Source organism: Patiriisocius marinistellae (assembly GCF_009014635.1).
In the GTDB taxonomy this organism is placed as follows: Bacteria; Bacteroidota; Bacteroidia; order Flavobacteriales; family Flavobacteriaceae; genus Patiriisocius; species Patiriisocius marinistellae.
Window position 1 is genome coordinate 147,585 of the sequence record NZ_BKCF01000005.1, and the last position, 14,551, is coordinate 162,135.

The 14,551-nt window shown below is 32.1% G+C and carries 12 protein-coding genes; 4 read left to right on the forward strand and 8 right to left on the reverse strand.

What is annotated here, in order from left to right; all coding sequences use genetic code 11:
- Nucleotides 1-66: 66 nt before the first annotated feature.
- Entirely contained in the window at nucleotides 67-2,850 is a 2,784-nt protein-coding gene (locus tag GB234_RS12570) for an Npt1/Npt2 family nucleotide transporter (RefSeq protein WP_235906132.1), read from the forward strand.
- Here GB234_RS12570 and GB234_RS12575 read toward each other — a convergent pair.
- The 3 genes from GB234_RS12575 to GB234_RS12585 all read right to left on the reverse strand — a co-directional run bounded on the left by GB234_RS12575 (nucleotide 2,837) and on the right by GB234_RS12585 (nucleotide 8,379).
- Entirely contained in the window at nucleotides 2,837-4,081 is a 1,245-nt protein-coding gene (locus GB234_RS12575; protein ID WP_151894929.1) for a serine hydrolase, read from the reverse strand. The genes GB234_RS12570 and GB234_RS12575 overlap by 14 nt on opposite strands.
- 51 nt (nucleotides 4,082-4,132) lie before the next feature.
- Nucleotides 4,133-7,063 carry a PEP/pyruvate-binding domain-containing protein gene (locus tag GB234_RS12580; protein ID WP_151894930.1) on the reverse strand — a complete coding sequence of 977 codons (2,931 nt, stop codon included), beginning with the start codon at nucleotides 7,061-7,063 and terminating at the stop codon, nucleotides 4,133-4,135.
- Nucleotides 7,064-7,359: 296 nt separating this feature from the next.
- Complete coding sequence (locus GB234_RS12585; protein WP_151894931.1) at nucleotides 7,360-8,379, reverse strand: helix-turn-helix domain-containing protein; 1,020 nt, start codon at nucleotides 8,377-8,379, stop codon at nucleotides 7,360-7,362.
- Between the two features lie 177 nt (nucleotides 8,380-8,556).
- Between GB234_RS12585 and GB234_RS12590 the strand changes: the two genes are divergently transcribed.
- From GB234_RS12590 to GB234_RS12600, 3 genes are all read left to right on the forward strand, one after another.
- A complete protein-coding gene (locus GB234_RS12590) occupies nucleotides 8,557-9,090 on the forward strand; it encodes a DUF8685 domain-containing protein (protein WP_151894932.1) in 534 nt (177 codons plus the stop codon).
- Nucleotides 9,091-9,260: 170 nt separating this feature from the next.
- Entirely contained in the window at nucleotides 9,261-9,962 is a 702-nt protein-coding gene (locus GB234_RS12595; RefSeq protein WP_151895077.1) for a Bax inhibitor-1/YccA family protein, read from the forward strand.
- Nucleotides 9,963-10,020: 58 nt separating this feature from the next.
- On the forward strand, nucleotides 10,021-10,869 hold the full coding sequence (locus GB234_RS12600) for a zinc-dependent peptidase (RefSeq protein ID WP_151894933.1): 849 nt from the start codon (nucleotides 10,021-10,023) through the stop codon (nucleotides 10,867-10,869).
- Between the two features lie 25 nt (nucleotides 10,870-10,894).
- Here the strand turns inward: GB234_RS12600 and GB234_RS12605 are convergent, their stop codons facing one another.
- The 5 genes from GB234_RS12605 to GB234_RS12625 form a co-directional block, all read right to left on the reverse strand.
- Nucleotides 10,895-11,872: a YpdA family putative bacillithiol disulfide reductase gene (locus tag GB234_RS12605; protein WP_151894934.1), complete on the reverse strand. Its 978-nt coding sequence runs from the start codon at nucleotides 11,870-11,872 to the stop codon at nucleotides 10,895-10,897.
- Nucleotides 11,873-11,960: 88 nt separating this feature from the next.
- Nucleotides 11,961-12,620, reverse strand: coding sequence for a ribulose-phosphate 3-epimerase (rpe, locus tag GB234_RS12610; protein ID WP_151894935.1), 660 nt, complete (start codon nucleotides 12,618-12,620; stop codon nucleotides 11,961-11,963).
- A 2-nt stretch (nucleotides 12,621-12,622) separates the two neighbouring features.
- Nucleotides 12,623-13,021 (reverse strand): BLUF domain-containing protein, encoded by a 399-nt coding sequence (locus GB234_RS12615; RefSeq protein ID WP_151894936.1) that lies wholly within the window; start codon nucleotides 13,019-13,021, stop codon nucleotides 12,623-12,625.
- 273 nt (nucleotides 13,022-13,294) lie between these two features.
- A complete protein-coding gene (locus tag GB234_RS12620; RefSeq protein WP_151894937.1) occupies nucleotides 13,295-13,966 on the reverse strand; it encodes a hypothetical protein in 672 nt (223 codons plus the stop codon).
- A complete protein-coding gene (locus GB234_RS12625; protein ID WP_151894938.1) occupies nucleotides 13,956-14,510 on the reverse strand; it encodes an RNA polymerase sigma factor in 555 nt (184 codons plus the stop codon). Before GB234_RS12625 ends, GB234_RS12620 begins: the two co-directional genes overlap by 11 nt.
- Nucleotides 14,511-14,551 lie beyond the last annotated feature (41 nt).

A 14,551-nucleotide genomic window follows, 5' to 3' on the forward strand; every position in this document is an offset into this window, starting at 1 on the left:
ATGTTAAAAAACCTTTTTAAGAAAACGTTTGATATAAGAGATGGGGAAATCCGCATCTCTTTTTTTATGCAGTTATATATTTTTCTGCTTATCACCGTTTTATTAATGGTAAAGCCTACCATCAATGCACTATTTTTATCAAAATTAGGCGCAGATCACCTGCCATATGCATATCTTTTAGTGGCGTTAATTGCTGTAGTTACTTCTTACTTTTATAACAGAGCAGTAAAAAAATATTCTCTAAAAAAAATAACAACGAGCACCCTTCTTTTTTTTAGTGCCAGTTTTATGCTTTTGAGTTTCTTAATGTATTACAGTCTAAGTAATGACTTTATTTTATACAGTTATTATTTAAGTGTTTCTCTTTTTGCGGTACTCGTTACATCTCAATTTTGGATAATAGCAAATATGGTTTTTAATGCTAGAGAAGCAAAACGACTTTTTGGTTTTATAGGAGCAGGAGCAATTGCTGGTGGAATCTTTGGAGGATATATAACTTCAATTATAGCACCGCTCTTCGGAAATCGTGTAGTAATACTAATTGCAGCATTGTTGATACTTTTTTGTATTCCTATTCTAAATACAGCTTGGAAAATGCGGATACGTAAATTGAGCACTTACATTATCAATCAACGAAAAACAAAAGAAACTGAGTTTACTCCAGCTTATAAATTAATTATTCGCTCTAAGCATTTAACGTATCTCGCTGCAATTGTAGGGGTAGGGGTGGTTATGGCAAAATTAGTTGATTTTCAATTTAGTGATTTTGCAAATAGGGCAATACCAGATAGTGATGAGTTGGCGTCATTTTTTGGATTTTGGTTTTCGTCATTTAATGTCATAGCATTATTAATACAGCTGTTTTTAACTAATCGATTACTTGCATGGTTGGGTGTTACAAGTAACTTATTAATTTTACCCTTAGGGATTGCTTTAGGTTGTTTGTTGTTTTTAACATTTCCAGAGCTCTGGGTATTAGTTATTATTAAAGGAATGGATGGTAGTTTTAAACAATCCATAAATAAGGCAGGGATTGAACTTTCAATTTTACCCATACCTTCGCATGTTAAAAATGAAGCTAAGTCATTTATTGATGTTGTTGTAGATAGTATAGCGACAGGGTTTGCGGGTCTTTTACTTATTTTTGTTATTAAAAGATTAGAGTTAAGTACTAGCTATATTACAGTGATTATTCTTTTAGTGCTTTTTGTGTGGATGGTATTGGTGTATAAACTGCGTGAAGCTTATTTTGAGTCATTTAGAACTAACATTCATCGCTCGCTTGATACTAATGAATTACAACAGCACAAGTTTCAAAAATCTAGTATTTCAGAAAACATAAAAATCCTTAAGAATGGGAATGAATCACAAATTTTAGCATTACTTGAAAGATTACGTGATGTAAAATTTAGTGCATTTGAGCCGCATATAATTAATCTTTTAGATCATCCAACTCATAAAATAAAGGTTGCCGCAATTGAGAGATTGTATGACTTTAGAAAAGGAACTGCGGCAGAGAAAATAAAAAAATTAATCAAAGAAAAGGATGATGAACTTGTGTTTAAAGCAATTGAATACTTAATCACCCATACAAATATTGATGACATAAAATTGTATGAAACATATTTAGAAAGTTCTTCTACATATATAGCAAATGCTGCTTTACTGTGTTTAGCTAAAGCCGCCTCAGAAAATGATAAGCTGGCTACAAAATTTAAATTGCATGAACGTATTGAGAAAAAAATTAGCACTTTTATTGAAGCTGGTGATGTGATTAGAAAACAAGAAGTAGCAGAGTTAATGATGACAGTCGCTTATGCAAAAGAATTAAAATTTTACTCATTTATTTCTGCAAACTTTAATAACAAGTCAAACTATATTGTAAAACATGCAATTAAAGCAGCGGGTGTAACCAATCATGCACCTTTTATAGAGCCACTTATTGCATTTTTAGCAATAAAAAAATACAATCTAAGAGCTAAAAAGGCTTTAAAAAACTACGGAGAGACCATTTCAAAAACAATACTAGAAATGGATACTAGTCAATATTTAAATGATGACGTGCGAAGGCATATTCCTGGTGTTATTGAGTCGTTTAAAAACCGAAATGCCATCAAAGTTTTAATGCGACTTTTAAAAAGTAAAGACTTTGTAATTAGGCTAGAAGCTGCAAAATCATTAAATAAAATAAAGAGTAAATTTCCTCAGGCTTCTTTGGATCAAAGGTCGCTCACAAAAATTATCCTCCGTGAAAGCACTTACTATAAAAACTCCATTAATACCCTTGCTAGTTTAAAAGCAGCAGCTTCAAAAGCTGCCGCTATTGAAACAGAAACAACAGACGACCTACAAGTGGATTTGCTGGTAGCGCGCGAGAGTTTAATTGATGTATTGGAACTTCAATTGGAGCAAAGTTTAGAGTGTGTTTTCAAATTGTTAAGTTTAAAATATGATCACTCAGATATTCAGACTGCATATTTCGGTCTCAAAAGCGAGGAGAAAGAAGTAAAAATAAACGCTATTGAGTTTTTGGATAATTTATTAAAATCAAAACTTAAGAGCACCATGCTGCCTATGATTGAATATCATATTATAGATAGTGACACATATCATATATCCTCTTTTGAAGTAAAGCCAATGCTAGAAACACGTGCACTACCATTGTTGTTAAAAAACAGAGGCTCAAAAATGAAGCTAGCAGTACTCAATGTAATGATGCATACTTCTGAAATGAGGTACATCAAACTAATAATGCCATTGTTAAAGCATAGAAACAAAAAAGTGCGACTCTTTGCAAAGTACGCACTTGATGGAATTAGAGCAAACAAAAAAGCACTTACTCTTCAGTAACAACTTTATCAATTGCCGAAGCTAAATACATGTGCGCTCCAGCACTATTTTTACTCAAAACATTTGTCATTAAACAGACAATATAATTTTTACCATTAGGGTGTTCTACTGTAATTACAGAATTCATATAATTAAATCTATTTCCAGCATAATCACCACATGGTGTAGGTTTTGTTTTATCACAACTATAAAAACTACCTGACTTAAAATATACTCTAGCACTATCTAAGCGATTAGATTGCGCATATCTAATTCTTCTGTCAGTAATATAAAGTAAGCGTTTCATTTCAAGGCTTGAAGCTTCATCAACAACCTTCCCTTGTTCTAATTGTACTAAGTATTTCATTAAACCTTTTGGAGTACCAATACTCCCGCCCATACGTCCTACGTATTTTCCTGGTGTGTCTGTAAAAAAGCCTCCAAGTCTCCAGTCATCCTCTGTAATTCCTATATCCCTCAATGGATCATTAACAACTCTGTTTGCATATACAGTTAATGAATCTCTATTTGTATCTTCAAAATATTTTGTCGCTTCTTCTTCGGTTAATCTAGGGTATTCTTTGCCAAATGCGCTCATTAACATTGCTTCTCTATACATTACACTTGCGGCGCCATTGTTACTAACACTTACCATATGGTCTAACCATTCAAAAAGTGTAAACTCATCACTTGCAATCACTTGTCTTTTTAATTGCGTTTTCTTTTCCTTATTGTAAATTGGTATTGTGTGGTGGTCTCCTAATCCCCATATTCCAGAAGACACTCTTTTGTTGCATAATAACCCAATACGCGCTTCAAAGTCATCTGGATATATTTTTGACATTTCATGGAAAACTGCATTGAGTACCGCAATTTTCCCCACACTTCCAGGTTGATATCCTACATCCTCTCTATGTGATGCGTACCTAATATTGTTTGGATCTGTTATATCCATTACAGCTAGTGAGTAAGCTCCGCCAGGCGTAATCCGCGCTATTTTTTTTGAAAATTCTGGATCCTCATTTAGTAAATCATCAATTGATGTATTACTAATATCTTTCAAATTTAGCTTAATATCATCGATTGATGCATAAGCTCCAGCCTCAATACGGGTATACTTCGCCCCACTATCAATTTGATCTTGAATATAAAGAAGTCTTTCAATCCTTGAGCGTTCATACCCATCAATTGGGTAAAAACCAAATGACGCCACTATGGCAAAACCTAATGCTATAAATGCTATTTTTTTCATGTTTATTGCCCACATAGGTGGGTGACTTTTTAATTAATTTTTAAGTGTCTATTATATCTTTTCCATAACCCAAACCAATTGATTATAGTCTACCTTAGGGGTTATTGATGTTAAATATTCTGAACTTTTTGCACGCTTATTTTCTACAAAAGGACGAATTTGAAAGAGCCATAATTTATTATTTTCAAATCCAAGTTCTACATCCCAAGCCCCCTCATATTCACTTCCAGTTTCTTGCGGTATCTTCACTCGAATTTCTTCGGCTATTCTTCTGATGTCATTTATGTTATTCTCATTCAAAATCTCTTTTTCAAATGTGGTTGTATTCTTAGTTGTGCCTCCTGTTTTAGGTAGCCTTAAATAACCATCTTCACGTGCTGGAGCTAATAGAAAATTTGAAGATTTTGTAATAAGTCTTGTTTCTGCACTTTGGCCGTCAACAGCACCTCCAGCACCTCTACTAAATGCTACGGTAAGGTCATCGTCATTACCGCTATTAATACCTTTCGTAATCATAACGCCACTATATTCAACATCAACACTTGGAATAATTAAAATAGATGGGAACACGTTTTCAGGATTGTTTAAATATTTTTGTCTCCATTTAAAACTCCTTTCAGTATAAGGAGAAGCCCACACTTTTTTAATTCCTTGTGTAATGTTTTCTTCACTAAGAATATTAAACAATGTTAAGTTTAAACCAGCACCAGTAAATTCTTTTAAATCTTCCATGTTAGTATCACTTCGTAAAAAGACAGGAACATTACCTATACTATTGCCAAAAGCATCTCTAAAACCTTTCTTCAATTCTGAAACGAAACTAGCGTCAAGCTGCATTTTTTCAATGGCAACTTTTAATTTTTCTAAACGTAGTAATTGAAAATTTTCAACTTCTTTTTCCGACAAATTAGAGGCGCGCATTTTATCTGCATCTGCAAATGTAGTGTTGAGGTATTGCCAGTAGGATACTCCTTCTTGTGGCATAGTTTGATCCATGTGCTTTCTAAAGATACCAAAAGGAATAATTAAACCTTCAACCACGTTTTCAGGAAACATTTTTTTTAATTGCCCAAGGTTTGCTGCTTTAGGACCACAAAGTTTACCTGAATCACTTGCGTCAACATCTCGCATATTTAATACATTTTGAACGTCTAATCGTATCTGCTCAACGGGCACAGCAATCTTTTCTTGACTGCGTTCTTTTTTACTAAACAAATCTTTTTCAGTGCCACTCATATCATCTTCTTCTTTGATGATAACATTTCCTTTTTCTGAAACCGCATAAAACACCTTCTTGCCATTGTATTTTGACAGCGCTTTTAAATTATCTCCAGAGAGTGCAGCGTTTGGTATCCCTAAATTACGAGCAAGTAATTGCACATGGGATACTAAATTTCCTTCGCTAACTGTCATAATTCCAGCGACGGGTTTAAGGTCGCTAGGTGGCTTTTGGAATATGTAAATTTTATCTGTATCAATTGGAACATTTTCTGGACTTTCTTCAATCACTACAAGTTCACCAAAGGCATAACCAGGATTAAGTCCACGAATACTGCTTTGAGATTTAATGTTTAATACATTATTTGAAAGGTTTGATTTCTTTGCAATAATTGCCCCTAATCTGCTTACACTTTCACCTAAATCCAAAGCTACTGAAGATCTAATTCTATCATCAATAAAACCATATGCCATGGGTTCAAAAGAGCTATATAATTCTACAACATCACTGTAGTTTGCTTTTACCATTGAAGCACTCCATTCAACGATACCCCTTGATGTATTTAAAAAATCGTTTAGTTGTTCTAGAGTTACATCTGCGTTGCCTAAATGCACTTCGAGTTGGGGTTTTACTTTTTCCCATTCCCACAATTCAATCAATCCTGTCCCTGCGGCGGCTAGGCTAAGGTGTCTTATTTTTTCAAGTAATCCTAGTACGTCATCTGGTTGCCATTCTTGACTTTTCTTTAATAATACATCTTCAACTGCATTCGAGAGATCTAGTAATAATAATCTATCATTACCCGAAGAGGCATCAGTTATTTCTGTACGAATTACACAAAGTATATCTGCTAATTGCGGCACTAATAATTCTGGCTTGTCTGTGTCATTATAGGTGTCTAGAAATTCAAGTAACCTTATGCGAGTAGCATTATTCTTTGAGATATTTTGAACTTGTTTGCGCAATGTTGTCAAATCTAAAGGCGCATAAAATTCTGCCATTGTTTTCTGAAGGTTTGTTAACTCTTCTTTTGTTTTTGGCTTTAAATCATTTTCAAACTTAATTTGAAAATTTCGTACCATTTCAATGTCTTCAATAGTAGGTTTCCCATGAATTTTAATTCTGGCATCCATAAATTTAGGAAAATCGTCCGCAACAGTTTTGGATTGGCTGCGCATATCCTGTGCTAAATTGCTATCTCCATCATGTGGAATATCTCTTAGCGATTGGCGTAATAAAAAGTATTCATTAATAACGCGTGTGTCACGAGGTAAAAATTTCTGAAAAAATTCAACACCCCATGATTGTTCATCTTCACTTTGTACGGCGCCTCGATAAAACTGCGACTTTCTTTGTATCCATCCATCATCAATACTACCTAAGTATTTATTGATTTGGTATTGTTTTAACCTACTGTTATTATTTTCTTCATCCCAGAATGCAGTGCGATCTGTATTTGATAAAATTTCACCTAGATAAATTGAATATTTTTTTGCAATTTCCTTAGTGTCATCTCTGTATGCAGCATGTTGTCTAGCATCGTCTTTGTTCTCAGGACAAGGGTCTCTAGCTTCTCGTACTTCACCATTATTACAAAACCAATTAATTGATTTATATGGACCACGATCATTTGCTTTATAAAAAGATATTTTCTCCTTAAGATAAGAGGTAGGAATATCTTGTGCTTGTGATAAAAACGGTATTAGAAAATTAAAGATTAGCAACGACAATGTTGTCTTTAATACGCTGTTTTTTAATTGCATACGTTAAAATTGTTGTTAGGTGTTTTAGTTACACAAATATATTTTATTGCCACTATTTAAAATGTTAATTAGCGTTATAGTAAACTTAAAATTTTAATACATTTAATCTATTAGAGTTAATCATTGTGCGTATTGCGCTACATGAAACATTGAATTTGAAGTACTTTCACATCATAAAATTCTTTCTGAGCAATTGAATTTTATAATTCTGGTAACAATGCATTTTTTTAGCCTAGCTAATAGCATTGTTTCATTGGTTGTTAGCAGCTTCACTCAATTTTTTGAGTGAAGCTTTTTTATTCTCTTGAGTTCTTTTTTCTAAAATCTGATGGAGAAATTCCATAGCGTTCTTTAAATACTTTAGAGAAATAGCTTTTACTTGAAAGTCCAATCTTTTCTACGATTTCTGAAATATTATAATCAGTTTTATTTAAAAGTTTTTTAGCTAAATCTAAGCGCGTATTTTGAATGTATTCATTCACAGTTCCGCTATGCATATGCCTAAAGCCTTGTTGTAATTTATTAATATTAAGGCCTACACGTTCGGCAATTTTTTCAATGTTGTCAAGATTGTTTATTTCCTCTTCTATAATTCTTGTAGCTTTATTTATTTGATGAATTTCAGATTGTCTAAGCACAGTCCTGCTACCAGAGTCTTGTAAATCATCATGAAATTGAATAATCTGGTGGGTTAGTATTTGATATGCTTTTCCTTCTAGATATATACGCCTAATAAAATCGTTATTTTCAAAACTTTCAGTATTTCTAAATAAATCTGCTATCTGTAGGCTAAAATATCCATTGTGGTAAAATTGTTTTGATGCATCTTTATCCCTAAATAAATCTTTTAATTCTGTAGTTAGATTTTTAAGCTCGCAGTCCATCTTAATTTTAAACTTTTCTCGATCAATCTCTAAACTTCCTATTTCAATATCTGTGTTTGCTTTAAAGTGTAAAATATGACCATTTCTATTTTTACTTGCAACAATGGAGCTTTGATACTGTTCGATAGAGTTATTTTCTTTTCCGTCTTGAAATCTGTGATGTAATTCGCCCACTAAGCAGTATAAAAATTTTAATGGATGCACATCATCCACAACAAAGTGAAATTCTACATCTTCCTTAAAATTACATTTGTACATAATAATACCAAAACCTCCATCAAAGTTGATTCCTTTAATATAACCCTCTCCCACGTCTGGTGGTAAGTCTAGATGATATTCACCACAATTTTCTTGATACGAGATGCTAAGAGCTTGTGATATATCTGTAATTACTTCTAAAAGTGGAAGGGACTGGACTGCAATTTTTCTCATAAGTTATTTCCCGCGTCAAGCGATAAAGTATTTTTAATAACTAGTTGAGCAGGTTAGTTTATTAAGTTAGGTTTTTTGTTTTTTACAAGTTAATATTTATTCATTATAATTTCTGCAGAAATAATAAAAATTCGTACTTTGAGTTCATAGAATAAAGTAAATAATTTGATAAAAACAATGAAAAAAATATTAGGAATAGGCTCAAGAATTAATCATCCAGACCACGGTAAAGGAGTTGTGACAAACGTTTCACCCACGCAATACTGGGTAACTTTTATTGACAATGGTCTAGAAACAATTGATGTTGATGCTAATTTTGAAGTAATAGAAGCTGCAGATGATGATGTAGATACCGTGAGTTTTTATGAAGTAGAAAATTCGTTACGAGAAATTTTAAAAAAATGGAGTGATGTGAGTGAGGTTGTGCCTTTGGCAGATAAGTATAAAGGTGGTACAATGATATTACAGCCTAAAGATGTAAGTCTATCAAACAAAGAAATACCTATTAACACCTTTTTCCATAAAATAGTAATGTTGCGTGATAGACTCCGCGTAATGGAACAAAAAATAAATAGTAGCAAAACACTGGATGATCAAGATAAGGTTGACTTACAACAATATATAACTCGCTGTTATGGAAGTTTAACAACTTTTAATGTATTATTTAAAAGTAATACTCAGCATTTTAAAGGAGATAGTAGTAAAAAATAATAACTATTAAATGCTTCGGAAATTTAAATGGTGGAAGCCCTTGTGTTTCATTTTGCATTTAGACACATGTAATTTTAACAAATATTAAATACTTAGTAGCATGAAATAGCAGAGTATTTAATTACATTTAATTTCAGAAAATATAATACAATTTTTTATTTATGGAAGAAATGCAACAACCTCAATCACAGCTTTTTATTCAAGATTTAACATCAGAAAAAAGAGCTGCCTTTTATAGAAAAACCTATACACACTTGGCATTAGCAGTATTGCTATTTGTACTTGTAGAGATGGTGTTTTTTCAAATTGAACCTTTAGTTAATTTTGCGATCTCATTAACGCAAGGTTGGACATGGCTATTAATGTTAGGAGGCTTTATGCTAGTAACTAACTATGCTGAGAAAATGGCAGTTGAAAATCATGATACTACTAAACAGTATTTAGCCCTTTTAATCTATGTAATCGCTGAAGCATTTATATTTATCCCTTTAATTTTCATGGCTATGTATGCTGCTGGTGAAGGTGGATTTCATATATTAAGTCAAGCAGCTATTATGACGTTGTCTTTGTTTACAGGACTCTCAGCAATTGTTTTATTAACTAAAAAAAATTTTTCATTTTTAAGTTCTATATTAACAATTGGGTTTTTTATAGCAATTGGGTTAATAGTAGCTGGAACATTGTTTGGTTTTAATTTAGGTCTTTGGTTTAGTGTAGGAATGATAGCACTAGCTTCTGGGTCTATTTTATATCAAACATCAAATATGGTGCATAAATATAATGAAGATCAATATGTAGGTGCAGCTCTTGGACTTTTTGCATCGCTAATGTTATTGTTTTGGTACATTTTAAGTATTTTGAATAGAAATTAAATGCACTAATAATTTAATACTATAAAGCATAAAATGCCGTTTTATTTAAACACATTTTGTGCTTTTTTTATTTATGGTACTACAAATAGATACTAGTAATTTTGAGTGGGCAGCACCATATGCATTATCAATTTTACTTATAGGTTTTGCTTTTTTCTTTTTCCGCATTTTTGAAAATTGGTATGCAGATACTAAGGATAAACCTCTTTATACTAATCTATTTGTTTTTAGAAAGCTGACACCTTCGCAGGTAGAGATTTTAAAAACTCATTTTTCTTTCTACGGAAAATTAACAATCAAACAACAAAAACAATTTCAACACAGAGTAGCAACATTTATTACAGAAAAACAATTTGTAGGTAGAGAAGAGTTACAAGTGACCGAAAAAATGAAAATATTAATCGCCGCAGTAGGGGTGATGCTTAGTTTTGGTAGGAAAAATTATACCTATTCACTCATTAACACAATATTAATTTTCCCTAACCAATTTTACAGTAACTCAAATGAGGCTTTTCACAAAGGAGAGTTTAACCCTAAAGAAAAAACACTTGTTTTTTCATGGAAAGATTTTGAAGCTGGTTATGCAATTGAAGATGATAATTTAAATTTAGGAATTCATGAATTTATGCACGCAATGCATATTGAAGCTAAAGTATCAAACGATATTGATGCTTCAAGGTTTTTAAAACAATTCAACGAAATTTTAAAAAGGCTTAATGATAAAGAGCTTAAAAAGTTACTTGATGAAACAAGGTTTTTTAGAGATTATGCTTTCACAAATCAGTACGAATTTATGGCAGTCTTAGCTGAGTATTTTATGGAGTCACCAACAGAGCTAAAAAAAACATTTCCAAAAGTGTATGATTTAGTACAAACGTCTTTAAATATGCGTGTAGCAGGATATTAATGCTATTAATTTACTCTAAGATTTCCTAAATTTTAGATTTTTTCAAATCGTTTATAATCATTTTTGCGTGTACTCTAGAGTTTTCAATAAACCATTTGTGAGTTTCATTTCCACCACAAATAACACCAGCTAGATAGAGACCTTTAACATTACTTTCCATAGTTTCGGGGTTATATTCTGGAATATTTTTTTCTTCTGAAATGTTAATTCCTGAAGCTTTTAGAAATTCAAAATTAGGTCTGTATCCTGTTAATGCAACTACTGCGTCATTTTCAATTGTTTTATTTCCTTGGGGAGTTTTAATGGTGATTTTATGTAATTCAATATTTAAAATTTCCGAAGAGAAAAAAGCCTTGATACTACCTTCCTCAATGCGATTAATTATATCTGGACGTACCCAGTATTTTACACGTTCGCCTATGTTTTTCCCCCGTATAATCATTGTCACATCACCACCCTTTCTGTAAATTTCTAGTGCTGCATCAACGGCACTATTACTAGCACCCACGACAGCAACTTTTTGCATAATATATGGGTGGGCTTCTTTATAGTAATGCGCTACATTAGGCAAATTTTCGCCAGGGACATTGAGTAGTTCTGGGATATCGTAAAATCCTGTGGCAATGATAACGTGGCTTGAGTTATAGGTATTTTTGTCTGTTGTAACTGTGAAGGTTTCTTTATTTTTTTTTATGGTTGCTACTGTTTCAAATAAGTTGATATTGAGCTTATTTGATGTGGCTACTCGTCTGTAATATTCTAATGCTTCGTTTCTGTCAGGTTTTGGGTTTTTGCTTATAAAGGGGATTTCGTTTAGCTCTAACTTTTCAGAAGTCGAAAAGAAATTCATGTTTAGTGGATAATTAAATATAGAGTTTGTTAAAGCTCCTTTTTCTAATACTACATAATCAATATTGTTTTTTTTGCAAGCAAGGGCACAAGCAATGCCTATGGGACCTGCGCCTATAATAATAGTATTTTTATAGTTTTTTTGTGTATCCATAACGTTAAGTAAGTTGCAAAAATAAAGGTTAAATAGTAATCAAAATTCTGATTAACATTTAACCCTAATGTTTTTAACTAAGTAACTATTATTTTAATAAATCCTTTAATCCAGCAATAGTACTTGTAGGGTTATCTGATTTAAAAACATAGCTTCCAGCGACAAGAACATCTGCACCAGCTTTGGCAAGTTGTTTCGCATTTTTATCAGTAACACCACCGTCAATTTCTATTTTAGTAGATGCTCCATTATCTTCAATCATTTCCTTTAATGCTTCTACTTTTTTATAGGTATTTTCAATAAAACTTTGACCGCCAAAACCAGGGTTTACACTCATTAAGCAAACAAGGTCAATATCATTAATTACGTCTTCAAGTAATGCAATATTTGTGTGGGGGTTTAAGGCAACACCAGCTTGCATTCCAGCAGCTTTTATTGCTTGTAGTGTGCGATGAAGATGTGTACATGCTTCATAATGTACCGTTAATATGTTTGCGCCAAGATCTGCAAATGTTTGAATATACCTGTCAGGGTTAACAATCATTAAGTGAACATCAACTGTCTTTTTTGTATGTTTTGTAATGGCTTGCAATACTGGCATTCCAAAAGAAATATTAGGGACAAAAACGCCATCCATAATATCAATATGAAACCAGTCTGCTTCACTATTGTTAACCATTTCAATATCACGTTGAAGGTTTGCAAAATCTGCTGCTAAGATTGATGGGGCAATAAGAGTGTTACTCATGATTAAAGAATAAAAGAATTTAACAAGCGTTGAAACTTATCTGTTGTTGTGTTTATTTCGTGCTCGCGAAGATACTTTTTTACATCCTCAAGTTGTTCGTTTGTTCTTATAATATTGAAGTGTGTACGATAATTTGCAAATATTGCTGTGTCCTTGGGTTTATTGATTACCTCGAAAATATCTGAATGGCGTTCGTCATTTTTTATGTTTTCTTCATATAATGGAAGGATGTGATTTTTCTCCCCTTCAAGGATTTGAAAAAAATTTCCCATTCCGTGTAAAAGAATACCTGTAATAGATTTAAGTGAGTTTTCTGTGTAAGTTTTATTGAAAATCTCTTCAATTTGAGACTCCGTTAAATCATCTTTGGCTTTACTTATGTAGCATATTGTATATCCCATATTCAAAGATACTTTTTTTATAGAAAATCAAAATAACACAAAACATTTTTTTGTTGACACTAAATATTATAAAAAAACCTCCGGTAATCAGCCGGAGGCATTCATCAATCAAAAAACGAACAGTTAATCTAAGTTGTACTTAGATATAGTACTGTCGTTTGCGTTAATTTGTTTAAAACCACAGTAATTTATAAAAAATTATTGTGGTTTTAAACATCCAAATATAATTTACTTTGTAATTTATACTACGTATTTTTTTAGTAAATGTTACAATTAAATTGAATCTTTTTTCTTTTCAATTTTTGCATTTAACTTTTTAATAGAGTCTAGACTTTTTTGAAGTTGCATGTTTTTCTCAATCACACTATCCATCATTTTTTTATTTTCGGTAACAATTTCCTCTTTTGTTTTGCTGTTGTAATAACGGTAGCTTTTTGTCACTTTATATTGTTCATCAGTAACTCTTTCTTTTGTTTTTTTATGGTTTTGAGTAGCACTTTTTACTTTGTCTTCTGAAATTTTAAGGGTGCTTTCTTTTGCTGAAATATTAACCTCTTGCTTCATTTTATTTGGAGTTGAATTTATTGTTTTACCATCAGTTTCTTTTGAACCTTTTGGTGTTACATTTTCTTGCTTTAATGTTTCATTTGTAGTGATTTCTTGGGTGTTTTTAATTTCCGAAGCATTTGTTTTTGTTTGATTATTATCAATTTCTTGAATAGTTACAATTTTATTCTGCGTGTCATTATTGCTTGTTGCAACGTATAGAGTTGTGAGTGCAATGATCAAAATGCCTGCGCCCCAAAGCCAAAAAGCTATCTTACGTCGACGGTCTTTTTTGTCTAATGAACCATTAATTTTTTCCCACATATCTGGCGAAGGTGACCTATGCGCACCTTGAAGCTTTTTTTCAAGTGCTATTCCTATTTCTTTTTCAGTTTTCATATGCCTTTGCGTTTGGGGTATTCCTAAATGCGTTTATTTTATCTCTTAATTTAAGCTTTGCACGATGGTAGTTTGATTTTGACGTGCTTTCTGTAATATTTAACATTACACTAATTTCTTTATGGCTAAAACCATCTAATTGATATAGATTAAAAACTAATCTATATTGATCTGGTAGTTCTTGAATAATGCTTAATAATGTATCTATCGAAATGTATGCTAACTCCTTTTCAATGGTAACGTTATCTGTTAATATATCATCATTTATTTCAATAGCGAGTGGTTTTTTAGTTTTGTATTTATCAATTGCTTTAAAAATAGTAATTCGTTTCATCCACCCTTCAAAAGAGCCGCCATGCCTGTAGTTTTTTATCTTATCAAAAATAGTCATAAAACTATCGTGCAGATTGTCTTCCGCGTCTGCTTGATTGCGGCAATATTTTAATGATAAAAAGTAGAGCGTGTCTTTGTACTGCTTAAACAATTCACTTTGAGCAGCACGGTTATTTTTTATACATTTTTTTATGAGTTGGTCTTGTGTCAAATGCGATAACTATTTTTAATTAATACAAGATACGTTACATT